Consider the following 22,421-nt stretch of genomic DNA (forward strand, 5'->3'; position numbering starts at 1 on the left):
TGAAGGCAAGTGTCGCCGCCCGGCTGCATCAGGCTTGCAACAACGAACGGGCGGCCGCGCGGGCTTCATCCGTGATGACGTCGCCCGAAACCATGCGCGCGATCTCGTCGATCCGGTCCGGTTCGGACAGCGGCAGGACAGTGGACAGGGTCTGCCCGTCGGTCACGTGCTTCTGAACCCGCCAGTGATGCGCCGCGCGGGCCGCGACCTGCGGCGAATGGGTTACCACCAGCACCTGCCCGCCCTGCGCTAGCGCCGCAAGCCTGCGGCCCACGGCATCGGCCGTGGCGCCGCCCACCCCGCGGTCGATCTCGTCAAAAATCATGGTCCGGGTGCTGTCATCGCCCGACAGGCACACCTTGAGCGCCAGCAGAAAGCGGCTGAGCTCTCCGCCCGAGGCGATCTTGTTCAGCGGCCCCGACGGGGCGCCCGGGTTGGTGGCCACGGTAAAGGCCACAGCGTCCTGCCCCTCGGGTCCGGGCTCGGCGGGCGTGATCTGGGTTTGGAACACCGCACGCTCCATCTTCAGCGGCGCAAGCTCGGCCATTACCGCCCCGTCCAGCTGATCGGCAGCCTCTCGCCGCAGGGCGCTGAGCGCCTCGGCGGCAGCATCATAGGTGGCCTGCGCGGCCTGAACCGCGGCACGGCGGTCGGCCAGGTCAGCGTCTCCGGCCTCAAGCTGGCCCAGACGGGCGCGCAGCGTGTCGGCGAAACCGCTCAGGTCATCGGGCGCCACGTCATGTTTGCGGGCCAGTGCGCGGATGGCAAACAGACGTTCCTCGGTCTGCTCCAACTCGACAGGGTTGAAGTCCAGCGCCTCAAGGCAGGCGGTCACGCCGTCCTGCGCCTCGCCCAGTTCGATCAGGGCGCGCCCCAAGGCGGCGATCGGCTCGTCCAGCTGGCCCTCGGCCCGGTCGGCGACACCTTCCAACCAGCGCACGGCATCCGCCATCGCCCCTTCGGCCCCGTCACCGCCCAGCAGGGCAAAGGCGCGGGCCACGTCGTCGCGGATGCGCTCGGCCCCCTGCATCATCCGGCGGCGGGAGTCGAGCTCGGCATCCTCTCCGGGTTGCGGATCGAGCGTGTCGAGTTCACCCACGGAGTGCCGCAGAAATTCCTCTTCGCTGCGCACGGCGGCCACAGCGGCCTCGGTCTCGGCCAGGGCCTTGCGGGCGCGTGCCATCTCGGCCCAGGCAGCGCGTACGGCGGCCAGTTGCGGCTCGGTCCCAGCATAGACGTCCAGCATGGCGCGATGGCCGCGCGGGTTCAGCAGGCCGCGGTCATCATGCTGGCCGTGCAGTTCGACCAAGGTTTCCGACAACGCGCGCAGCACCTCGCCCGAGCATCGGCGGTCGTTGACCCAAGCGGTTTTGCGCCCCTCGGCAGTGTTGACGCGGCGCAGGATCAGTTCCGACCCGCCGGGTAAACCAGCCTCGGCCAGGATCGCATGGGCGGGATGGCCCTCGGGCAGTTCGAACTCGGCCACGACCTCGCCCTGCGTAGCCCCCTGCCGGACCAGTTCGGCCCGTCCGCGCCAGCCTAGCACGAAGCCCAGCGAGTCGAGCAGGATCGACTTGCCCGCGCCCGTTTCGCCGGTCAGCGCGTTCAGGCCCGACTGAAAGGTCAATTCCAGCCGGTCGATGATCAGCATATCGCGGATATCAAGGGCGCGCAGCATCGGGTCGTCAGCGTCCCAAGCCTGTGACCATGGCGATTACAACCACTGGCCCTTGATGGTCTGGCGGTAGATCGTGCTGAGCCAGTTGTTGCCGCGGCTCTTGAGTTCAAGCCCGCGCGAGGTCAGCAGCTTGTAGGCCGCATCATACCATTCAGACGACTGGTAGTTGTAACCCAGGATCGCGCCGGCCGATTGAGCCTCGTCGACCAGACCCAAGGCCAGATAAGCCTCGACCAAGCGGTACAGCGCCTCGGCTGTGTGGCTGGTGGTCTGGAAATCCTCGACCACGACACGGAAACGGTTGATGGCCGCGGTATAGTGATCCTGACGCAGATAGTAGCGCCCAATCTCCATTTCCTTGCCTGCCAGATGGTCGAAGGCCAGATCGAATTTCAGCACCGCCGAGGTGGCGTATTCGCTGTCGGGATAGACCTCGATCACCGTGCGCAGCGCCTGCAACGCCTGGAAGGTCAGGCCCTGGTCGCGGCCGACCTCATCGATCTGGTCATAATAGCTGAGCGCCAGAAGGTATTGCGCATAAGCTGCGTCTTCGTCGGTTGGGTAGAAGTCTATATACCGCTGCGCGGCTGCGCGGCTTTCCTCATACTCCTTGTCCGAGTGGAACGCGAAAGCCTGCATGATCAGTGACCGCTTGGCCCAGTCGGAATAGGGATAAAGCCGTTCGACTTCGGAAAAGTACCAAGCCGCATCTGCGGGACGATTCTGAGCAAGCTCGTATTCGCCACGGGTATAGATCTGCTCGGGCGTAAAGCCTTCAAGGTTCTGGGATTTGTCCGCGCCCTTGTTGCCAAACAGGCCGCCCGCGTCGCCGCAGGCCGTCAAAGTAGCTGCCAGAAGAATCGCGCCCGCAAGCCTGACTGCCGCTTTGGTGCCAACCATACCGCCCATCCTAGTCGTCTTGTCTCTTTGGGTAACCCCGGATTGAGCTTTGGTCTAGCACATAAAATTCCGGTGCAAAACGCCTTATCGGCCCCGCGACCGATTTGTCGCCGGGCCGTGCCGGATCAGGCAACTTCGGGGATTTCGTCCCAGACCAACCCCTGCCCGGGCAGTTGTGCGGCTTGCTCAGGCGTACACAGCACCGGGCGCACGGCGCCAGGCGTTTCGAACAGCTTGCGCAGCAATGTGTTGGTCATGGCATGGCCGGATTTCTCACCGACGAAGTGACCAAAGATCGGGCCGCCGGCCAGATACAGGTCTCCCAACGCGTCCAGCATTTTGTGGCGCACGGCTTCATCCTGGTGACGGAACCCACCCGGTGTCAGCACTTCGGCCCCTTGAACAACAACCGCATTCTCCAGTGTGCCGCCCAAGGCCAGACCGTTTTCGCGCATCGCCTCAACATCGGTTCGGCGGCAGAAGGTCCGGCAGTCGGACAGTTCCCGAGCAAACGACCCGTTGCGCATATCCAGGATCTTCGACTGGCTGCCGATCGCAGTGTCTTCGAAATCAATGTGGAACTCGATGATCAAACCGTCTGCCGGCCGGATCGACGCACGGGCACCTTCCCGCTCGGCCACGACCGGCTTGAGGACCTCATACGCCAGAACCGGGCTGGCCTGACGGCGAACACCCTTGGCGATGATACCGCGCACGAAGTCGATCGACGAACCGTCCATGATCGGAACTTCGGGTCCATCAATCTCGATCAATGCGTTGTGGATCCCGCACCCTGCCAGCGCGGCCATGATATGCTCGACGGTCGACACCGAAACACCAGCGTCATTGACCAGGCGCGTACACAGTTGGGTTCTTTCGACCACATCGTAGATGGCCGGGATCAACGCATTGCCCAGTTCGATATCGGTCCGCTTGAACCAGATCCCGTGACCGGCAGCCGCCGGTTTAAGAACCATCGTCGCGGGCTTGCCGCTGTGCAGACCCACGCCTTTGAACGTGATCGAAGATTTGAGCGTCTGTTGCAAATTGAACCTCAGTGAGCGGTGTCCAGCCTTTTCCGGCTGTGTTGCACCCTCAGTTAAGGAAGCGCGGGTCAAGGCTCAACTCACTCTTTGCAACTGAATGAAACAGTTCTGCAACAGATCGGCAAAACCCTGCTTACCGACACTTAAACATTTGCATCTAAAGGAAAAAGGGCCGCCTTTCGGCAGCCCCGTGAGTGGATATTGTTACCGCGATCAGTTGGCCTGACGGCGCAGGAAAGCCGGAATTTCGATCCGCTCCTGCTCGGGATCGACCTCTTCATGCGAGGGTGCCGTGGCGTCAGTCTGGCGCATCGCAGGCTGTTGCCGGGCCGGTTGAGCGGGGGTATCCGGCGCGTGCCCAGTCATCCGGTCGATCAAACGGTTGAACCCGAAACGCGGCCGATCCTCGGCGGCGGGCTGGCGCTGCGGCGCCGGTTCCTGCGGTCGCGACGCGGTCAGACGCTGGGCCGAAGTCGGTACGTTCTGAACAGCTGCCTGCAGCCGTTCCAGCGCGGCCGGCGAAGGCGTTCCAGGGGTATGCGGCACCTGATGCGGCTGATAGCTTTCCGCCGGGCGTTCGACCGGCTCGGGCTGCGGATCGAACTCGGCACTGCGTGGCTGATAGGCCGGAGGAGGCAACCCGTCGTCATCGTCCTCGACAGCCTCATCGGCGCCCTGACCGAATTGCAAAGTCGTGTGCGAAGGCTCTTCGGCCGCTTCAAACAGAGACGGTTCGCGCGGAGCTTCGGGCTGCGGCGCCGGTTCAGCGACTTCCGCCGCGACCGGAGCCGGCTGTGCTGCCTCTTCTTCCGCCGATACGGTACGGGTCAGAGGTGCCGACATGGACCGACGCGGAGCCGGTGCCTCTGAGCCGCTTTCGCTGGCGTCGATGCCGGTTGCCACGACCGATACGCGCATCTTGCCTTCCATCTCGGGGTCCAGAGTGGAGCCGACAATGATGTTGGCCTCGGGGTCCACTTCCTCGCGGATGCGGTTGGCGGCTTCGTCCAGTTCGAACAGAGTCAGGTCATGGCTGCCGGTGATGTTGATCAACACGCCCTTGGCACCCTTGAGGCTGATTTCGTCCAGAAGCGGGTTGGCGATAGCCTTTTCCGCAGCCTGGATGGCGCGATCTTCGCCCTCGGCCTCGCCCGTGCCCATCATGGCCTTGCCCATCTCGTCCATCACCGCGCGGACGTCGGCGAAGTCGAGGTTGATCAGGCCCGGACGCACCATCAGATCAGTCACGCCCTTGACGCCCTGGTACAGCACATCATCGGCCATCGAGAAGGCCTCGGTGAACGTGGTCTTTTCGTTGGCCAGACGGAACAGGTTCTGGTTGGGGATGATGATCAGCGTGTCGACGACCTTCTGCAGCGCCTCGACGCCATCTTCGGCCTGGCGCATGCGCTTGGCGCCCTCGAACTGGAACGGCTTGGTCACCACGCCCACGGTCAGCACACCCAGCTCACGCGCAGCCTGCGCGATGATCGGAGCGGCGCCGGTACCGGTGCCCCCGCCCATGCCGGCGGTGATGAAGCACATATGCGCGCCTGCCAGGTGATCGACGATCTGTTCGATGCTCTCTTCGGCGGCGGCGGCACCGACCGATGCGCGGGCGCCCGCACCCAGACCCTCGGTCACCTTGATGCCCAGTTGCACCCGCGCCGAAGAGCGGCTTTGCTGCAGTGCCTGCGCATCCGTGTTGGCCACCACGAAGTCAACGCCGTCGAGTTGTTTTTCAATCATGTTGTTGACGGCGTTTCCACCTGCACCGCCTACGCCAAATACCGTAATCCGAGGCTTGAGTTCGTCGTGCCCGGGCATCGAAAGATTCAATGTCATGCTCTGTCCGCCTGTATTTATGATCCCGCAAAGCGGTGTTTTTCTTGCCTATCCGCTTGTGATTCTACCTTTCCAAACGTCAAACGTCACGCCAAAAATCGCGTGAATCCACAAAATATGGAAGAAATAAGGCGGTTTTTCGCGGCATTTCGCCCGACTGCGCAAATCTAGCGGTTCAGGGCGGACAGACCACCACACACGCGAAAACCCCCAGCCTGATTTGGCGGGTGCGATGCTGGACATCCTGTTCAAACTGCGGCTGACTGCTCGGGTCCTGCCGACGAGCCTCTGACGGGCCTTGTTGATATTCTGAGGGATAAATCCCTGCACCGCAACCGGAATTTTCAGCTGATGGGAACGGAAGGACAATCCAAGCCGTCTTCCGAAAACCCGCTGACTTCCTGGATTTCGCCATCCCCCAACCGCGCGATCCTGACCAGCAACCGCCCATCATGCTCGAATGGCCACCAGCATACCGGGCCGGGCTCGGTGTCGTAGAGGAAGCACAACTTGCCGTCAGGCGTCGTGATCTGGCCGTAGACACAGCCCTCGCCCTCTCGCCGCCAGACCGAGCGGGTTGGGCTGAGGAACTCCTCGGCGCCGACAAGCATACCGCTGGTCAATTCGTGGAACGTGACGGTTTTTCCGACCACCGCGTCCAGGAATGCTTCGGGCGAGATACGGGTCTGCGCGACAGCCGCAGCCGGAACCCAGGCTGCGCAAAACACCGCAGCCCGGAGCAGGAACCTACCAGTTGTCACGGAACCAGCGCACGGCACGCTTGAATGGCCGTGCTGCGTAGGTATCGACCGGGATTTCAAAATCCCACCATTCGTCCTGGGGATGCGCCGCGAACAGCGCAAGACCGACCGCCGAGGAGAACCCCGGGCCCGTCGCGGATTGCGGCAACCCATGCACACGCAGCGGTCGGCCCAGACGCACTCGCTGACCCAGTATGCGGCTGGCCAGCCCATCCAGACCGGGGATCTGACTGGCTCCACCGGTCAGAACGATCTGTTGGCTTGGCATATGTTCGAACCCTGCAGCGTCCAGCCGAACACGGACTTCCTCGAGGATTTCCTCGACGCGCGGACGCATGATGCCGATCAGCTCGGCACGGCTGACGGTACGCCGGTCGTGTTCCCAATCCCCGGTGTCGCCGCCAATGTCGATCATGTCGCGGTCATCGGCTCCGGTGGCGTGAACCCCGCCATTGAAGGTCTTGATCCGCTCGGCAACCGAGGCGGACACACCAAGCCCCATCGAAATGTCACTGGTGACATGATCACCGCCCATGCGGACGCTGTCAGCATAGATCATGTGCTTTTTGATGAAGATCGAAACGCCGGTGGACCCACCGCCCATGTCGATACAGGCCGCCCCAAGTTCCTGTTCGTCTTCAACCAGCGCAGAAATCCCCGACACATAGGCTGAGTTCGCGATGCCAGCCAATTCCAGGTCGCACCGCTTGACGCAACGAACGATGTTCTGAATCGCCACCGCATCGACCGTCAACATGTGCATGTCGACCGCAAGCGTCTGACCCATCTGCCCCCGCGGGTCGATCAAGCCAGATCGGTTGTCCAGAGCGAAGTTCACAGGTTGTGCATGCAGCACCTCGCGCCCTGCCCCATAGTCCGGGACATCGCAGGCGTTCAGGACACGACCGATCTCGGCCTCGGTCACCAGCTGACCGTCCAGATCCACCTGCGCATCCAGCCCATAAGACCGAGGGTTTGCCCCCGAGAAACAGGCGATCACATGGTCTACCCGGATATCGGCCATCTTCTGAGCAGCCTGCAGCGCGGTGCGGATGGCACGCTCGGTTTCCTGCATGGCCGTGATCTCACCAAAGCGAACCCCGCGCGATCGGGTCGTCGCCGCACCGATCACCCGAAACCCGGTCTGCCCGGCCATGGACCCGATCGAGTTGTCCTCGCTGAGCCGCGCCGACCCATCAAACCGCAGCACAAGACAGGCGATCTTGGAACTTCCGACATCCAGGATCGCAACGACACCGCGTTGCATGGCCTGTCTGCGCATCTGACGCATTGCGCGTTGAGACTGATAGAGATCCGTCATCATCGTATTACTGCCCGTTACCCATAGTCACTTTTGTATTCCACCAGTCTGCGCTGGCGGCTTCTGTCATCCGAATGGTCGGCCGCGCCCCTATGCGCATATCGACCACGGCAACATCCCGTTCCAGAAGGTCCTGCACCTCGTTCACCGCCAAGACACGCTCGAGCGCGCGCACCGGGCGTTCCGTCGGCAGCATGACCCGTTGGCCTCGGTCCAGAACCAGGTCCCAGCGCCGCTCGCCGACGCGGACCAGACCGCGCACCCTGCTGCCCAGGCTGCGCGCGGTGGCCAGAAGTTCCAGTGCCTCGGCCACATGCTGATCTGCACCTTGACCGGCAATCAGCGGAAGATCGGAGCGCTCGGTCCGAGCCGCGATCTCGGCCACGTGGGTACCCGTTTCGTCTAAAAGTTGGATGCCTTCACGGGTGCGCCAAACGATCACGGGCTGACGTTCAACAACATCGACCTGCAGAATGCCGCCCGGACGGATCCGCACGGTTGCCGATTTGACCGGATCCAAGCCGGTGATCGTGTCCCGGATCTGCTCGACATCCAGATCCCAAGAACTAAGCGGGAAGTCCAAAGGCACGACTTCGCGGATGTCGTCAGCAAGGCCGGCCCCCGCCCCGTCGATCGCCATAAGCTTGACCATGAATTCGGGGCGCTCCTGAAACGACGTGATCAAGTTGTCCACCTGCGCCCGAACCGCTTCTCGCCGTTCTTCGGCTGCGAAGTAGAGCCCAACCGTCGCCACGACCGCGCAGAGCGGCACACCGATCTTTACCCCCAGCCGGATTCCCGGCGTCAGCATCCATCGCTGGAACCGATAGCTGAACCGCGACGGTGCCGGGTCCGCACGGCCCTTGCCACGGCGGAAGAACCGACCACCGCGCAACCGCAATTTTGGCTCTGCGCGGTCGGCGTCGGCATCCGCAGACTGGAACTCGGCATCCGGGCCGGACAGAGGCTTGGCGCGGTGGATCACCGGCGCACGTGTGGCGGTCAGCGGTCGCATGAGGCGTCCTCGACCATCCAGGCGCAGAGCTGACCGAAGGCCATGCCCAGATGCGCGGCTTGTTCAGGCACCAGCGAGGTGGGGGTCATACCCGGCTGGGTGTTGGTCTCCAGTAGGAACAGGCCCTCTTCGCCCCGGGCGTCGTCCCAGCGGTAGTCGGTGCGACTGACGCCCCGGCACCCCAGAACCTGATGGGCGCGCAGGGCATACTCCATGCACAGATCGAAGATCCGCGGCGGGATGTCGGCGGGCAGCGTATGGCGCGATCCGCCGGGCTTGTATTTGGCGTCATAGTCGTACCAGCCGTCGGTCAGGATCTCGGTCACGGTCAGGGCGCGGTCGCCCATCACGGTCACCGTCAGCTCGCGCCCGGCCACGTATTGCTCGACCATGACCTGTTCGGGCATGTCATCCGACAGCTGCGGCGGGCCATTCGACCCTTCGAACACAAGGTAGATCCCGACGCTGGAACCTTCGTTGTTGGGCTTGACCACATATGGCGCGGGCATGACGTGCCCCGCCATCACGTCCGATTTCGGAACGATCACGCTGTCGGCAACCGGCAGGCCGGCCGCGCGGAAAACCTCTTTGCTGCGCTGTTTGTCCATGGCCAGCGCCGAGGCCAGCACGCCGGAATGCGTGTAGGGCATTCGCAGCCACTCCAGCAGACCCTGCACGCAACCGTCCTCGCCCCAGCGGCCATGCAGGGCGTTGAAAACCACGTCTGGCTTGATGTCCTGCAAACGCGCACAAAGGTCAGGACCGGCGTCCAGTTCGACGACCTCGATCCCTTCTCCCACAAGGGCGGCTGCGCATTCGCGCCCGCTGCTGAGAGACACCTCGCGTTCCGCCGAGGGGCCACCCATCAATACCGCCACTTTGGGGTTTGTCCTGCTCGACCTACCCACGTTCGTGCGCCTCAATGTCCCCGGACCTTATCTGGTGGTCCGTATTTCGTTATGCCTTTGATCCGTCGCCTGAATTTGCCTGTTTTGGTCTGACGGTCGGGGCTTTAATCTGTCAGCGGATCACCGATCCGCATGATTTCCCACTCTAGCGTGATCCCGCTTGTTTCGTAAACCTTTTTTCGCACCTCTTCGCCCAGCCCTTCGAGGTCGGCGGCGGTGGCGTTTCCGGTATTGATCAGGAAATTCGAGTGCTTGGGGCTCATCTGTGCGCCCCCGCGCCGGGCGCCGCGCATTCCGGCGTCGTCGATCACCTTCCAGGCCTTCAGGTCGTGCACATCATCGGCCCGCCCGGTGGAGGAAAACCCGGCCGGATTGCGGAAGGTCGACCCGGCGCTGCGGTCCTTGGTGGGCTGGGTCTCGTCGCGCTTTTTCAGCTGCGCTTCCATCCGGGCGTGCAGGTCGGCCGGATCACCCGCCGGGCCTTGGAACGTGGCCGACACCAGCACTGCACCTTCAGGCAGGTCGGACTGGCGATAGCGAAAGTTCAGATCGGCCGGCGCCAGTTCGACCACCTCGCCCTGCCGGGTGACAATGGTGGCCGATTTCAGAACATCCGCCGTGTAGCTGCCATAGCACCCGGCGTTCATCCTCACGGCCCCGCCGATAGAACCCGGAATGGTGCGCAGAAAGGTGAGGTCCACCCCCGCATCCGCCGCCTTGCGCGCCACATGCGCATCCAGCGCGGCTGCCCCCGCGGTGACGGTGGTGCCCTCGACCGAGATGCCGTTGAAGCCGCGCCCCAGCCGGATCACCACGGCCCGCAAGCCCCCATCGCGGACGATCAGGTTCGAGCCGACGCCCATGGGAAACACCGGCACCTCGGCCGGAAGGTCGCGCAGGAAAGCCTGCAAATCCTCAAGGTCAGCCGGCTGAAACAGATAGTCCGCCGGGCCGCCGACACGCAGCCAGGTGAGGTCGTTCAGAGCACGGGCCGCGGTCAGACGGCCACGAGGCGTTGGGATCGTGGTCATTGTCCGGATCGCACCGCCAGGCTGCGCCCGACGACTCCGCCCATGATTTCCGCGAACAGAATCGGCAGAACACCTCCGGTCAGCCAGACGAAGGGGCCAAAGGCCTGCTCCTCCTCGCCCGTGCCGACGCCCGCCAACATCACGATCAGGACAAGCGCAACAACCGAAGTCAAACCGATCAGCCACAACAGCGCGCGCAGGCCAAGCCATCGCGCGGCGACAAAGCCGGCCAACGTCCCGAGCACAAGCGCCGCGAGCGGCAGGTAAGCAAATGTGGCGATGTCCGTCATCGTTGGTCTCCGAAGGGGTGTCGGGTTATTCGTCCGCCGCCTTCATGCCTTGCATTTTCGCCTTTGTCCAACGGGTCAGATAGATCACCGGCCAGCGCAGCACCGACATGCCGGCGGCCAGAACGAACAGGCCGACCCACGGCCCGTTTTCATAGGTGACATAGCCTAGGATCGGAATGCCCACCGCGATCAGCGCATAGGCGCGGGTCCAGTGGTTGTCCTTGCTGGGGATCATGGCCAGCACATTGGCGGCGATGCCCCACAGGGCGGCAAGTGCGATCGACCAGCTCATTGCTCCACCTCGCGGCCCGACCATTTGCGCCAATAATACCGGATGGGGTTGCGGAACATCGATACGAACCCGGCAAAGGCCAGCACTCCGATCAGCCAGCCATGTGCCACGCCCAGCCAGACGATCAGAACCGGCGCGCAGATCAGCAGCACGATGCCCGGCGGGAATTGCAGGCGCATCGGCAGCAGTGCCACGACAGTGGCGCAGATCACCCAAAGGGCGGCAAAGATGACGGAATAATCCATGGTTCTCTCCGCAAATGAGTCACGTGCCAAGGCAGCGACACATCCGCAAGTTGTGCACCCAAATGCCTGCTAACGTCAAACGGCTTGTTTTTCCTTCAGCCGGTCAGGCAGCGCATTTGCCCAGGTACTGATGGTGCCGGCACCCAGGCAGACGACCATGTCGCCGGGCCGGGCCTGCTCGCGGACCAGACGCTCCAGGTCGCCTTCGTCCAGCAGCGCGCGCGCGTGGCGGTGGCCGTGGCGGATGAGGCCCTGCACCAGATCATCGCGGCTGGCGCCTTCGATCGGGTCTTCACCGGCCGAGAAGACCTCGGCAATGGCCACGACATCAGCGTCATTGAAACAGGCGCAGAAATCGTCGAACAGGTTGGACAGACGCGAATAGCGGTGCGGCTGATGCACGGCGATCACACGGCCTTCGGTCGCCTGACGCGCGGCCTTGAGCACCGCCGCGATTTCCACCGGGTGGTGGCCGTAATCGTCAATGATGGTGACGCCGTTCACCTCGCCCACCTTGGTAAAGCGGCGATTGACGCCGCCGAAATTGGCCAGCGCGTCGCGGATTTCAGCGGTTTTCATGCCCAGATGACGTGCCACGGCCACGGCCGACAGCGCGTTCGAGACGTTGTGATCGCCCGGCATCGGGAGGGTGCAACCCTCGATCACGGTATCCTCGTATTGCAAGTGGATGTCGAAATGCGCGATGCCGCCCTTGTAGGTCAGGTTGACTGCACGCACGTCGGCTTGGGCGTTGAACCCATAGGTGCGCACGCGGCGGTCGGTGATGCGGCCCACCAACGCCTGAACCTCGGCATGGTCGGTGCAGCACACCGCCAGACCGTAGAACGGGATGTTCGAGACGAAATCATGAAAGCCCGCGCGCAGCCGGTCGAAATCACCCCAATGCTCCATGTGCTCGGGGTCGATATTGGTGACGATGGCGATGGTCGCCGGCAGCCGGTTGAACGAGCCGTCGGACTCGTCGGCCTCGACCACCATCCATTCGCCCTGCCCCATCCGCGCGTTCGAGCCGTAGGCATGGATCACGCCGCCGTTGATCACGGTCGGGTCGAAATCGCCCGCCACCATCAACTCGGCCATCATCGTGGTGGTCGTGGTCTTGCCGTGGGTACCGGCGATGGCAATGTTGGATTTCAGCCGCATCAGCTCGGCCAACATGTCGGCACGGCGCACCACCGGCAGGCCCAGCGCGCGCGCGCCGTCTAGTTCTGGGTTTCCCGGCTTGATCGCGGTAGAAACGACCACGACGGCCGCATTGTCGAGGTTTTCAGCCCGCTGACCCACGAAAATCTCAGCCCCCAGCGACGCCAGCCGGTCGGTGATCTTCGACGCTTTCAGATCGGATCCCTGCACTTGGTACCCAAGGTTCAGCAGCACCTCGGCGATGCCCGACATTCCGATGCCGCCGATGCCCACGAAGTGGATCGGTCCGACATCCTGCGGCAGTTTGGTTGCTGGATTCATGGGGTCTCCTTCTGCGCCAGCTGTTCGACAAGGGCCACCAGACGCTCGGTCGCGTCGGGCGCCCCGACCGACAGGGCAGCATGGGCCATTTTCTGTGCGGCTTCGGGGTTGGTCAGAACCAGTGCGATTTGCTCGGTCAGGGCGGGAACGTCAAGCGTATTTTCGGGGATCATGATCGCACCGCCCGCCTGCACCAGCCCGCGCGCATTGGCGGTCTGGTGATCGCCCGCGGCGGCGGCGAAGGGGATCAGGATCGAGGGCCGCCCGATCACCGAGATGTCAGCCACGCTGGACGCGCCCGAGCGGCTGATGACCAGCTGCGCCTCGGACATGCGGCGGGGGACGTCGTGGAAAAAAGGTTGGACCTCGGCCAGAATCCCGTGGTCGGCGTAGAAGGCGGTGACCCGTTCGGTGTCCTCCTCGCGCGCTTGGTGAGAGACGCGGATATACTGGCGCAGGCTCTCGGGCAGTGCAGCTATGGCGCCGGGGACTACATCGCTGAGAATGCGGGCGCCTTGGCTGCCGCCCATCACCAGCACCGACATCGGATAATCTCCGGGCGGGATGTAGGGTGCGGCGGCGCGTTCCAGCACGGCGGCACGCACCGGGTTGCCGGTGTGGATACCGTGGGCGCCCTCGGGCAGGTCGGTGGGCCAGACACCGCAGGCCACATGCGCAACCCGCGTGGCGAACAACTGGTTCACGCGCCCCAAAACGCCGTTCTGTTCGTGGATCATGCGGGGCAGACGCAACATCACCGCCGCGCTCAGCGCCGGGATCGACGGATAACCACCGAACCCCACCACCACGTCCGGCCTGTCGCGCAGCAACTGGGCCGTCATCCCGGCCACACCGGCCGCGATCCGGGGACCGGCCAGCGCCTTGGCCGCCAGCCCACCGCGGGCGAATGTGGCCGAGGACACCTCGACGATCTCGGTTGAATGCGGGAAACCGCCGGTATAACGCGCGCCGCGCACATCGGTGGACAGGCGCACGCGCCAATCCTTGTTCAGCATCGCCTCGGCCAGCGCCTGGGCGGGGAACATGTGGCCCCCGGTTCCGCCAGCCGCGATCAGCAAATAAGGGTTCGTCATCAGCCTCGTCCGCGCAGAATGTCGCCCAGCTCGCCCTGCGGGCGGGTGCGGGTGAAGGCCAGCAGCATGCCCAGCGCAATGCCGCCCGCAATCAACGACGAGCCGCCGTAGCTGACGAAGGGCAGCGTCATGCCCTTGGCCGGCAGCAGGCGCACCGCGACGCCCATGTTGATCATCGCCTGAACACCGAACATGCATGCCAGTCCCGTGCCTGCCAACCGGGTGAACATGTCACGCTCGCGCATCAGTCGCAGCAGGGACCGTACCACGATGATCGAATAAAGCGCGATGATGATCAGCACCAGGATCAGGCCGTATTCTTCGGCCGCGACGGCGATGATGAAATCGGTATGTGCATCGGGCAGCGACCATTTCACCTGCCCCTCGCCAACCCCAACGCCAAACAGCCCGCCCTCGCGGATTGCGTTGGTGGCATAGCCCAACTGGGTCGTTGGATCGACCTCTTGATTCAGGAAACCATCGATGCGCCGGGCGAAATGTTCAGAATTGGCGTAGGCGAACATGCCACCCAAGACGACCGCCCCGGCCATTCCCAGCAGCAGGAACATCGGTGCACCCGCTACGAAATACATCACGCCCCAGCCGAACAGGATCAGACAGGCCTGACCGAAATCAGGCTGCATCACCAACATGCCAACAATCGACATACACAGCGCAAACGACCACAACCGCCCCGGGGGGCCATTGATCTCCTGCGCTGCGGCCAGCAGCCACGCGGCCACGACAATGAAGCCCGGCTTCAGAAACTCGGACGGTTGCAGCGAGGCGAAGCCCAGCGAATACCAGCGCACCGCACCTTTGCCGAAATCGGTTCCGAAGACCGGCAGAAAGGCCAGCGCAACAAATGAGGCCAGAAAGCCCAGCACCGCCAACCGACGCACCAAGGTGGGTGACATCATCGAGGTCAGCATCATCGCGATCAGCGCCAACACACCGAAAAGGGCCTGACGCTCGACATAGTGGAACGGATCGAACCCGTTGCGCTGCGCCAACGGCGGCGACGAGGCCAGCCCCAGCAGAAGCCCGATCGCAAACAGGATCAACACGCAGGACATCGTCCAGCGGTCAATCGTCCGCCACCATTTCGGAAGGATCGGTTCACCGCGCTGGTCCTGGACCGCGCCATACACCATCTCAGTCATGAGATACCGCCACTATCTGCCTCGTTAACGTCCCGTTTTCGGGATCTGTTTGAGAGTCTACAGGGAAAATGCCCCTCAGGCCAGCCTCTTCCTCTTGTCATTGGCGTCAATCCGCGCCAAGGGCGAGGGATGCGATTTGACACGATCATACTGGGCGCCGGAGCCGCCGGCATGATGTGCGCCGCCCATTGCGGCGGGCGTGTACTGGTGATCGATCACGCCAAGGCGCCGGGGGAAAAGATCCGCATCTCGGGCGGGGGGCGGTGCAACTTCACAAACCTCTACGCCGGACCACAGAACTTCCTGTCGCAGAACCCGCATTTCTGCAAATCGGCGCTGGCGCGGTACACGCAATGGGATTTCATCGACCTTGTGGGCCGTCACGGCATCGCATGGCATGAAAAGACGCTGGGGCAGCTGTTCTGCGACGGCTCATCGAAGCAGATCATCGCCATGCTGCTGGCGGAGATGGACCGCGCGGGCGCAGAGCTGTGGTTGCACACGTCGCTGCGCGATCTGCGCAAGACCGAAACCGGCTTTGAAATGGTGGTCGAGCGCGAGGGTGCGCGATATGACCTGAGCTCTGCCAACGTGGTATTGGCCACCGGCGGAAAATCCATCCCCAAGATGGGTGCGACCGGGCTGGCCTATGACATCGCCGCGCAGTTCGGATTGCACGTCACCGAGACCCGCGCCGCTTTGGTGCCGTTCACCTTCCCCGATGGGCGGTTCAAAGACTTGTCCGGTGTTTCCGTCCCCGCGCGACTGTCGAACGATCGCACGAGTTTCGACGAGGCGCTGCTGTTCACCCATCGCGGCCTGAGCGGGCCGGCTGTGCTGCAACTGTCCTCATACTGGCGCGAGGGCGAGGCGATCCGGGTCAACCTGATCCCCGAGCTGCCCCTGTTCGACCTTCTGCGCGAACGGCGGCAAAGCGCAGGCCGCAAGGCCCTGACAACCGAACTCGCGCACCACCTGCCCGCCCGGCTGGTCGAGTATCTGAGCGCCCAGATCCCGATGCGTGGCAACCTGGCCGATCAGTCGGATGCGGCGCTGCAGGCACTGACCGATGCGCTGAGCGACTGGGCACTGACCCCCTCGGGCACCGAAGGGTACCGCACCGCCGAGGTCACCTTGGGCGGCATCGACACGGACAGCCTGTCGTCCAAAACGATGGAGGCCAGGGATGTCCCCGGCCTCTATGCGATTGGTGAAGCAGTGGATGTCACCGGATGGCTGGGCGGATACAATTTCCAGTGGGCGTGGTCCTCGGGCCACGCCGCCGGAATTGCGATCGCCGGTCGCCTTTAGCCTACGACGTTGTAGCCGCGGCCGCGCATGCAGTTGCGGACGATGACTTCCTGCTTCTGGGTGTTTTGCAGAGCGCTGGCGCCTGCCCCCACTAGTGCGCCGGCTACGGCCGCACGGCCCAGATCGCTTGCGCTGTCGTCGATGATGGCTTTGGTGCCCGCGGCACCCGCCGCGCCAATGGCCGCTGCGCCAGCGGTATTGCTGTCGATCGTGCCCTGCTGCCGCGCCACGGCCTGACACTGCGCCAAGTCTGCGTTGTAGTTAGGGCTGACGGGCCCATCCACAATGGGTTGGTAGTTTGCGCCTGTGTTCGTGCAGGCCCCTGCCACCAGAATGGCCGGCAGGATCATTGAAAGCTTGCGGTTCAGCATGGTCTTAACCTCGTGTTGAATTCCTAGGGTAACAAAATCATTAATTCTGGTGCGTCAAGCTGATAGCACTTCAATTTGGCCCAACCGGCGATTCATTGCAAATGCACAGTTCAAAGCCGCTTTTGTACCTGCGCCACGAAATCGTCGCCGCGCTGTTCGAAATTGTCGTACTGGTCGAAACTGGCCGCCGCGGGCGCCAGCAGCACGGTCTCACCCGGCGCGGCGTCGCGCATGGCCTGTTCGACTGCCTCGGCCATTGTGGTGCAAACGCGGGCCTCAACCGACAACTGCATGGCGAAACCAGCCGCCTCGCGCCCGATCACATAGGCGCACAGAACCTCGTCGGTCGCGTCGTTCAGCGCGGCGATACCCCCCTCTTTCTCAAGCCCGCCGCAGATCCAGCGGATCTTCTTGAACGCGCCCAGCGCCTTGGCCGCGCTGTCGACATTGGTGGCCTTGGAGTCATTCACGAATGTCACACCGTTTGCCTCAGCGATGATCTGGCTGCGATGCGGCAGACCCGGATAGCTGTGCAGCGCGTCCTCGATCATTTTGGGCGCCAGGCCCAGCGCGCGGCAGGCGGCATAGGCCGAGCACGCGTTTTGGTGGTTGTGGGTTCCGGGCAGGCCCTTGATGCCGCGCAGGTCGATCGAAGCGGCCTGGCGCCCCTTGCGATATTCCGACAGGAACCCCTTGCGGGCAAAGACCTGCCAACCCGGGCCGGCCAATTTGCGCGCCACCGAGACGCGGATCACCCGGTCGTCGCCCGGCCCTTCGGCCAGTTGACCGGCTAGAAACGCGCCTTCGATCTCGTCCACGCCGATCACGGCACGGTCGGGACCGCCTTCTGAGAACAGGCGGCGCTTGGCGGCGAAATAGCCGCCCATGCCCCCATGCCGGTCCAGATGGTCGGGCGAGAGATTGGTGAACACCGCCACGTCGGGCGTCAGCGCACGCGCCAGCTCGGTCTGATAGCTGGAAAGCTCCAGCACCACCACTGATCCGTCGCCGCCGGGCTCGATATCCAGCACGCCGCGCCCGATATTGCCCGCCAGCTGTGCCTCGCGCCCCGACTGGGTCAGGATGTGGTGGATCAACGCCGCCGTGGTCGATTTCCCGTTCGAGCCGGTGACGGCGACAACGCGCGGCGGCACGTCAAACTTGTCCCATTCGGCACCGCCCAACGAGCGGAAGAACAGGCCGATGTCGTTGTCGACCGGGACGCCAGCCTGCAGTGCGGCGGCAACAACCGGGTTGGGTTCGGGATAGAGATGGGGAATGCCGGGCGATACGATCAAGGTGGCGATCGCGTCAAAGGCGCCTTGCCGCCGCAGGTCCTGACACATGAACCCCTCGGCCTCGGCCTTTTCGCGCGCGGCAGGGTTGTCATCCCAGCAGACCGGCTCGGCTCCGCCAGCCCGCAATGCGTGGGCCGTGGCCAGGCCCGACCGCCCCAGCCCCAGAACCGCAACCTTATGTCCTGAAAACCCTTTGACCGGGATCATGCCGCGCACCTTCTTCCATCTGCCAATGCGCCGCCACCCTGTACCGAAGAATTGACCCTTGGCAAGGGCGGCGTCAGGCTCGCGCCCTCGGCGCGAGCCGGGCCCAACGGGTACAGGCGGGCCGCAGGCCCACCGCGCCCGGCTGGAGCCTTACCGTACTTTCAGTGTTGCAAGGCCAATCATCGCTAGGATCAGCGAGATGATCCAGAACCGGATCACGATAGTCGGTTCGGCCCACCCCTTCTTCTCATAGTGGTGATGGATCGGCGCCATCAGGAAGACCCGCCGCCCTGTGCGTTTGAAATACAGCACCTGGATAATCACGCTCAACGCCTCGACCACGAACAGGCCGCCGACGATGGCCAGAACCAGCTCGTGCTTGGTGGCGACGGCGATGGCGCCCAGCGCACCGCCCAAGGCCAAAGACCCGGTATCCCCCATGAACACCGCGGCGGGCGGGGCGTTGTACCACAGGAACCCAAGCCCGCCTCCAAACAGCGCGGCGGTGAAGATCAGGATCTCACCCGTGCCGGGCACATAATGCACGTCCAGATATTCGGTAAAGTCGACGCGACCCACCGCATAGGCGATCACGCCCAAAGTCGACGCCGCGATCATCGCGGGCATGATGGCTAGCCCGTCCAGCCCGTCGGTCAGGTTCACTGCATTCGCCGCCCCCACGATCACCACGATCGAGAACGGAATGTAGAAGATACCCAGATTGATCAGCGTGTCCTTGAAGATCGGCACGGCCAGCTGGTTCTGCAGCATCTCCGGGTGGTGCAGCGTCGCCCACAGCGCGGCCAGCGCGGCGATGATGATGCCCAAAGCCAGGCGCATTTTGCCTGAAACGCCCTTGGTATTCTGCTTCGACACCTTGGCATAGTCGTCCGCGAATCCGATGGCCGCATAGGCCAGCGTGACGAAAAGAACCATCCACACATAGGGATTGTCCCACCGCGCCCAAATCAGCGTGGACGTCACCAGGGCACCTACAATCAGCAGACCACCCATCGTGGGCGTGCCGGCCTTGGTAAAGTGCCCCTCGGGGCCGTCATCCCGAATTGGCTGACCCTTGCCTTGTTTCCGACGCAGAACGTTGATCAACGGCTTGCCGAACAGGAAGCCAAAAATCAGGGCCGTCAGAAAGGCGCCGCCTGCGCGGAAAGTTATGTAGCGGAAGAGGTTGAAGAAATCCCCTCCGTCCGACAGGCTGGTCAACCAATAGAGCATTACAAAACCTTTCTCACACCGCGGTCATGGGTGGTCATGCATCAAGCGCGCCCACTTGCCCCATTTTCCGCAAACCGTCAACAATCCGTGCCAGCGCCATGCTGAGGGAGCCTTTGGCCAACACGGCATCGCCCGCCCGAACCAGCTGCGGAAGCTCTTGAACCATTTCGGCGCTGGTCTCAAACCACAGCCCGCGCTTGTCCTCGGGCAACGCCTCGTGCAGCGCCCGCATCAACGGACCGATGCAGTGCACCTTGTCGATCTGCCTCATGGCCGGCACTTCTGCCATGGCTGCGTGCATCGCGCGTTCATCGGGCCCCAGCTCTTTCATGTCGCCCAGAAAGGCGATGCGCCGTGCGCCCTGCGCTGCCGCCAGCACATCCAGCGCCGCCGCCATCGAAGTCGGATTGGCGTTGTAGCTGTCATCCAGCAGTTCGATCTGCCCGCCATCCGGCAGGGCCAGCGTCTCGCGCACGCCCCGCCCCGTGACCGGCACCCATTTGGCCAGGCCGGCAATGGCCGCGTCCAGATCGACACCCAGCGCGACGCAGGCAGCCAGCGCGCCCAGGGCGTTCATGGCAAAATGCGTCCCCGCCGATTGCACGTCGAAGGCGAAAGGCTGGCCCATAACTTCGGCGGTGACGTGAATGTCCGTGGGCGATTGGGTCACGCCGGTCAGCCGATAATCCGATGCGGTGCGGCCGAAATCCACGATCACAGCGCCATGCCGGGCGGCACAGGTGCGCAGGATATCGGTGTGATCAAGGTCAGCGTTCACGATGGCAGTGCCGCCGGCCTCCAGCCCATCAAAGATGGCGGCCTTTTCGTGGGCAATGCCAGCAACCGACTCGAACGCCTCTAGGTGAACGGCGGCGACGGTAGTGACCAGCGCCACATGCGGGCGAGCCTGCCGCGCCAGGGGTGCAATTTCGCCGGGGTGGTTCATGCCGATCTCAATCACCGCATATTCGGTGTCGCGCGGCATCCGGGCCAGAGTCAGCGGCACGCCCCAATGGTTGTTGTAGCTGGCGACGCTGGCATGGGTGCGGCCCTGATCCGACAGGATGGTCGCCAGCATCTCCTTGGTCGAGGTCTTGCCGACACTGCCCGTCACCCCGACCACGAGGGCCTTGCACCGATCACGGGCGGCGCGGCCCAACGCCTCGAGCGCGGTCTGCACGTTGTCGACGATCAACAATGGCGCATCGGCGGCCACGCCGTCCGGGACGTGCGTCACCAGCGCGGCGGCGGCCCCTTTTTCCAGCGCCTGCGCCACGAAATCATGCCCGTCGCGCGCCGCCTTCAACGCCACGAACAGGTCGCCCGGTTGCAGGGTGCGCGTATCGATGGACACGCCGCCCGCCTGCCAGTCGGTCGTGGCCCGTCCGCCCGTCGCGGCGGCGGCCTCGGATGCGGTCCAGAGTGTCATGCGACCCTCCCGTCCAGTGCGGCCACGGCGATGCTGGCCTGCTCCACATCATCGAAGGGCAGAACCTGGTCACCCACGATCTGCCCGGTCTCGTGCCCCTTGCCCGCGATCAGCAGCGCATCGCCCGGCTGCAATGCATCGATGCCGCGCAGGATGGCCTCGGCCCGGTCGGCAACCTCGGTTGCGTCGGGGGCCCCGGCCATCACCGCGGCGCGGATGGCTGCGGGGTCTTCCGAGCGCGGGTTGTCGTCGGTGACAAAGACGATATCGGCGTTCTCGGCCGCGGCGCGGCCCATCAGCGGGCGCTTGGTCGCGTCCCGGTCGCCGCCCGCGCCGACGATGGCGATCAACCGGCCCATCACATGCGGACGCAGTGCCTGCAACGCGGTGGCCACAGCATCGGGCGTGTGCGCGTAGTCGACGAATACCGCAGCCCCGTTGCTGCGGGTCGCGGCCAACTGCATCCGCCCCCGCACCGTAGTCAAATGCGGCAGGGTGTCGAAGACATGGTCGGGGTCGTCACCGCTGGCAATGACCAATCCGCAGGCCAGCAGAACGTTTTCCGCCTGGAACCCGCCGATCAGGTTCAGCCGGATCTGGAAGGTCTTGCCGCGCCAGGCAAAGCGCAAATCCTGCCCGGTGGCGTCAAACCGTTGGTTCAACAGGCAAAGATCAGCGTCCCCGCTGCCCACGGTCAATACTGTCTGACCGCGCGCCTGCGCGATATCACGGATCGCGGCGCCTTTCGGGTCGTCCATGTTGATCACGGCCGTTCCGTCCTGCGGCAGAACCCGGTCGAACAGGCCGGCCTTGGCGGCGAAATACGCCTCAAACGTCGCGTGATAGTCCAGGTGATCCTGGGTGAAATTCGAAAACCCCGCCGCCGTCAGATGCACGCCGTCCAGCCGGCGCTGTTCCAGACCATGCGACGAGGCCTCCATCGCGGCGTGGGTCACGCCGGCCTCGGCGGCCTCGGCCAGACAGCGATGCAGGGTGATGGGTTCGGGCGTCGTGTGGGCCAGCGGTGCCGTCCACGCGCCCTCGACCCCTGTGGTGCCGAGGTTGACGGCCATGTGTCCCAACTCGGTCCAGATCTGGCGCACGAAGGTTGAAATCGAGGTCTTGCCGTTGGTGCCGGTGACCGCCACCATGGTGCGCGGCTGCGCCCCGAACCACAATGCGGCGGTGTATGCCAGCGTCTGGCGCGGGTCCTGCACCACCACCAGGGCGGCGTCCGAGGCGGCCAGTTCATCAGCGGCGATCCGCGCGCCTTCGGCATCGGTTAGAATGGCGGCGGCCCCCATACGCAGGGCATATTGGATGAATTCGCCCCCATGCACGCGCGTCCCCGGCAGCGCCGCGAACAAAAAGCCGTCCTTGACCTGACGGCTGTCAACGGCCAGCCCGGTAATCTCCGGGTCGGCACCGCCGCGCGCGGTCAGGGCCAGCTGGCTGAGTTTCTTTGACCTTGCGCCCATGACCCACCTCTGTCGGACTG

The 22,421-nt window shown here is 64.0% G+C and carries 21 protein-coding genes; 1 reads left to right on the top strand and 20 read right to left on the bottom strand.

Annotated elements, in window-relative coordinates; translation table 11 throughout:
* Window positions 1–28: 28 nt before the first annotated feature.
* The 15 genes from recN to ftsW all read right to left on the bottom strand — a co-directional run bounded on the left by recN (window position 29) and on the right by ftsW (window position 15,074).
* Window positions 29–1,678, bottom strand: coding sequence for a DNA repair protein RecN (recN, locus tag AC2FNL_RS12855; protein WP_496833885.1), 1,650 nt, complete (start codon window positions 1,676–1,678; stop codon window positions 29–31).
* A gap of 36 nt (window positions 1,679–1,714) precedes the next feature.
* A complete protein-coding gene (locus AC2FNL_RS12860; RefSeq protein WP_496833886.1) occupies window positions 1,715–2,578 on the bottom strand; it encodes an outer membrane protein assembly factor BamD in 864 nt (287 codons plus the stop codon).
* Window positions 2,579–2,703: 125 nt separating this feature from the next.
* Window positions 2,704–3,624 (bottom strand): UDP-3-O-acyl-N-acetylglucosamine deacetylase, encoded by a 921-nt coding sequence (lpxC, locus tag AC2FNL_RS12865; protein WP_093964852.1) that lies wholly within the window; start codon window positions 3,622–3,624, stop codon window positions 2,704–2,706.
* Window positions 3,625–3,837: 213 nt separating this feature from the next.
* Complete coding sequence (ftsZ, locus tag AC2FNL_RS12870) at window positions 3,838–5,469, bottom strand: cell division protein FtsZ (RefSeq protein ID WP_496833887.1); 1,632 nt, start codon at window positions 5,467–5,469, stop codon at window positions 3,838–3,840.
* A 344-nt stretch (window positions 5,470–5,813) separates the two neighbouring features.
* On the bottom strand, window positions 5,814–6,197 hold the full coding sequence (locus tag AC2FNL_RS12875) for a hypothetical protein (protein ID WP_496833888.1): 384 nt from the start codon (window positions 6,195–6,197) through the stop codon (window positions 5,814–5,816).
* A gap of 19 nt (window positions 6,198–6,216) precedes the next feature.
* Window positions 6,217–7,551, bottom strand: a complete 1,335-nt coding sequence (gene ftsA / locus AC2FNL_RS12880) for a cell division protein FtsA (RefSeq protein ID WP_093964849.1) — start codon at window positions 7,549–7,551, stop codon at window positions 6,217–6,219.
* A 7-nt stretch (window positions 7,552–7,558) separates the two neighbouring features.
* Window positions 7,559–8,566, bottom strand: a complete 1,008-nt coding sequence (locus AC2FNL_RS12885) for a cell division protein FtsQ/DivIB (protein ID WP_170340297.1) — start codon at window positions 8,564–8,566, stop codon at window positions 7,559–7,561.
* Window positions 8,554–9,474, bottom strand: a complete 921-nt coding sequence (locus AC2FNL_RS12890) for a D-alanine--D-alanine ligase (protein ID WP_496833889.1) — start codon at window positions 9,472–9,474, stop codon at window positions 8,554–8,556. Before AC2FNL_RS12890 ends, AC2FNL_RS12885 begins: the two co-directional genes overlap by 13 nt.
* 104 nt (window positions 9,475–9,578) lie before the next feature.
* Window positions 9,579–10,505, bottom strand: a complete 927-nt coding sequence (murB, locus tag AC2FNL_RS12895; protein ID WP_496833890.1) for a UDP-N-acetylmuramate dehydrogenase — start codon at window positions 10,503–10,505, stop codon at window positions 9,579–9,581.
* Window positions 10,502–10,795, bottom strand: a complete 294-nt coding sequence (locus tag AC2FNL_RS12900) for a hypothetical protein (RefSeq protein WP_093964845.1) — start codon at window positions 10,793–10,795, stop codon at window positions 10,502–10,504. The genes murB and AC2FNL_RS12900 overlap by 4 nt, the downstream gene beginning before the upstream one ends.
* A 25-nt stretch (window positions 10,796–10,820) precedes the next feature.
* Window positions 10,821–11,087 (bottom strand): DUF2484 family protein, encoded by a 267-nt coding sequence (locus AC2FNL_RS12905; RefSeq protein WP_496833891.1) that lies wholly within the window; start codon window positions 11,085–11,087, stop codon window positions 10,821–10,823.
* The gene (locus AC2FNL_RS12910) at window positions 11,084–11,332 is read right to left on the bottom strand and encodes a DUF2484 family protein (protein WP_093964844.1); all 249 of its coding nucleotides are present in this window, start codon (window positions 11,330–11,332) and stop codon (window positions 11,084–11,086) included. Before AC2FNL_RS12910 ends, AC2FNL_RS12905 begins: the two co-directional genes overlap by 4 nt.
* Window positions 11,333–11,407: 75 nt before the next feature.
* On the bottom strand, window positions 11,408–12,817 hold the full coding sequence (gene murC, locus AC2FNL_RS12915) for a UDP-N-acetylmuramate--L-alanine ligase (protein WP_480632762.1): 1,410 nt from the start codon (window positions 12,815–12,817) through the stop codon (window positions 11,408–11,410).
* The gene (locus AC2FNL_RS12920; protein WP_496833892.1) at window positions 12,814–13,911 is read right to left on the bottom strand and encodes a UDP-N-acetylglucosamine--N-acetylmuramyl-(pentapeptide) pyrophosphoryl-undecaprenol N-acetylglucosamine transferase; all 1,098 of its coding nucleotides are present in this window, start codon (window positions 13,909–13,911) and stop codon (window positions 12,814–12,816) included. Before AC2FNL_RS12920 ends, murC begins: the two co-directional genes overlap by 4 nt.
* A complete protein-coding gene (gene ftsW / locus AC2FNL_RS12925) occupies window positions 13,911–15,074 on the bottom strand; it encodes a putative lipid II flippase FtsW (RefSeq protein ID WP_093964841.1) in 1,164 nt (387 codons plus the stop codon). Before ftsW ends, AC2FNL_RS12920 begins: the two co-directional genes overlap by 1 nt.
* A gap of 129 nt (window positions 15,075–15,203) precedes the next feature.
* Here ftsW and AC2FNL_RS12930 point away from each other — a divergent pair, with 129 nt between their 5' ends.
* Window positions 15,204–16,385: a BaiN/RdsA family NAD(P)/FAD-dependent oxidoreductase gene (locus tag AC2FNL_RS12930; protein ID WP_496833893.1), complete on the top strand. Its 1,182-nt coding sequence runs from the start codon at window positions 15,204–15,206 to the stop codon at window positions 16,383–16,385.
* On the opposite strand, the gene AC2FNL_RS12935 is transcribed toward AC2FNL_RS12930, so the two are convergent.
* From AC2FNL_RS12935 to AC2FNL_RS12955, 5 genes are all read right to left on the bottom strand, one after another.
* A complete protein-coding gene (locus AC2FNL_RS12935; protein WP_093964839.1) occupies window positions 16,382–16,756 on the bottom strand; it encodes a glycine zipper family protein in 375 nt (124 codons plus the stop codon). The two genes, AC2FNL_RS12930 and AC2FNL_RS12935, sit on opposite strands and share 4 nt — an antisense overlap.
* A 110-nt stretch (window positions 16,757–16,866) precedes the next feature.
* Entirely contained in the window at window positions 16,867–18,261 is a 1,395-nt protein-coding gene (gene murD, locus AC2FNL_RS12940) for a UDP-N-acetylmuramoyl-L-alanine--D-glutamate ligase (RefSeq protein WP_496833894.1), read from the bottom strand.
* A gap of 150 nt (window positions 18,262–18,411) precedes the next feature.
* On the bottom strand, window positions 18,412–19,494 hold the full coding sequence (gene mraY / locus AC2FNL_RS12945) for a phospho-N-acetylmuramoyl-pentapeptide-transferase (RefSeq protein WP_093964837.1): 1,083 nt from the start codon (window positions 19,492–19,494) through the stop codon (window positions 18,412–18,414).
* Window positions 19,495–19,528: 34 nt separating this feature from the next.
* Complete coding sequence (locus AC2FNL_RS12950) at window positions 19,529–20,923, bottom strand: UDP-N-acetylmuramoyl-tripeptide--D-alanyl-D-alanine ligase (protein ID WP_496833895.1); 1,395 nt, start codon at window positions 20,921–20,923, stop codon at window positions 19,529–19,531.
* Entirely contained in the window at window positions 20,920–22,401 is a 1,482-nt protein-coding gene (locus tag AC2FNL_RS12955) for a UDP-N-acetylmuramoyl-L-alanyl-D-glutamate--2,6-diaminopimelate ligase (protein WP_496833896.1), read from the bottom strand. The genes AC2FNL_RS12950 and AC2FNL_RS12955 overlap by 4 nt, the downstream gene beginning before the upstream one ends.
* Between the last annotated feature and the right edge of the window lie 20 nt (window positions 22,402–22,421).

This window comes from Ruegeria sp. CRTD044 (assembly GCF_059613485.1).

What these genes read in the sequence shown, in the direction of transcription:
- recN (WP_496833885.1), bottom strand. Translation starts at nt 1,678, where the DNA reads ATGCTGCGCGCCCTTGATATCCGCGATATGCTGATCATCGACCGGCTG.
- AC2FNL_RS12860 (WP_496833886.1), bottom strand. Translation starts at nt 2,578, where the DNA reads ATGGTTGGCACCAAAGCGGCAGTCAGGCTTGCGGGCGCGATTCTTCTG.
- ftsZ (WP_496833887.1), bottom strand. Translation starts at nt 5,469, where the DNA reads ATGACATTGAATCTTTCGATGCCCGGGCACGACGAACTCAAGCCTCGG.
- ftsA (WP_093964849.1), bottom strand. Translation starts at nt 7,551, where the DNA reads ATGACGGATCTCTATCAGTCTCAACGCGCAATGCGTCAGATGCGCAGA.
- AC2FNL_RS12885 (WP_170340297.1), bottom strand. Translation starts at nt 8,566, where the DNA reads ATGCGACCGCTGACCGCCACACGTGCGCCGGTGATCCACCGCGCCAAG.
- murB (WP_496833890.1), bottom strand. Translation starts at nt 10,505, where the DNA reads ATGACCACGATCCCAACGCCTCGTGGCCGTCTGACCGCGGCCCGTGCT.
- AC2FNL_RS12900 (WP_093964845.1), bottom strand. Translation starts at nt 10,795, where the DNA reads ATGACGGACATCGCCACATTTGCTTACCTGCCGCTCGCGGCGCTTGTG.
- AC2FNL_RS12905 (WP_496833891.1), bottom strand. Translation starts at nt 11,087, where the DNA reads ATGAGCTGGTCGATCGCACTTGCCGCCCTGTGGGGCATCGCCGCCAAT.
- AC2FNL_RS12910 (WP_093964844.1), bottom strand. Translation starts at nt 11,332, where the DNA reads ATGGATTATTCCGTCATCTTTGCCGCCCTTTGGGTGATCTGCGCCACT.
- murC (WP_480632762.1), bottom strand. Translation starts at nt 12,817, where the DNA reads ATGAATCCAGCAACCAAACTGCCGCAGGATGTCGGACCGATCCACTTC.
- AC2FNL_RS12920 (WP_496833892.1), bottom strand. Translation starts at nt 13,911, where the DNA reads ATGACGAACCCTTATTTGCTGATCGCGGCTGGCGGAACCGGGGGCCAC.
- ftsW (WP_093964841.1), bottom strand. Translation starts at nt 15,074, where the DNA reads ATGACTGAGATGGTGTATGGCGCGGTCCAGGACCAGCGCGGTGAACCG.
- AC2FNL_RS12930 (WP_496833893.1), top strand. Translation starts at nt 15,204, where the DNA reads ATGCGATTTGACACGATCATACTGGGCGCCGGAGCCGCCGGCATGATG.
- AC2FNL_RS12935 (WP_093964839.1), bottom strand. Translation starts at nt 16,756, where the DNA reads ATGCTGAACCGCAAGCTTTCAATGATCCTGCCGGCCATTCTGGTGGCA.
- murD (WP_496833894.1), bottom strand. Translation starts at nt 18,261, where the DNA reads ATGATCCCGGTCAAAGGGTTTTCAGGACATAAGGTTGCGGTTCTGGGG.
- mraY (WP_093964837.1), bottom strand. Translation starts at nt 19,494, where the DNA reads ATGCTCTATTGGTTGACCAGCCTGTCGGACGGAGGGGATTTCTTCAAC.
- AC2FNL_RS12950 (WP_496833895.1), bottom strand. Translation starts at nt 20,923, where the DNA reads ATGACACTCTGGACCGCATCCGAGGCCGCCGCCGCGACGGGCGGACGG.
- AC2FNL_RS12955 (WP_496833896.1), bottom strand. Translation starts at nt 22,401, where the DNA reads ATGGGCGCAAGGTCAAAGAAACTCAGCCAGCTGGCCCTGACCGCGCGC.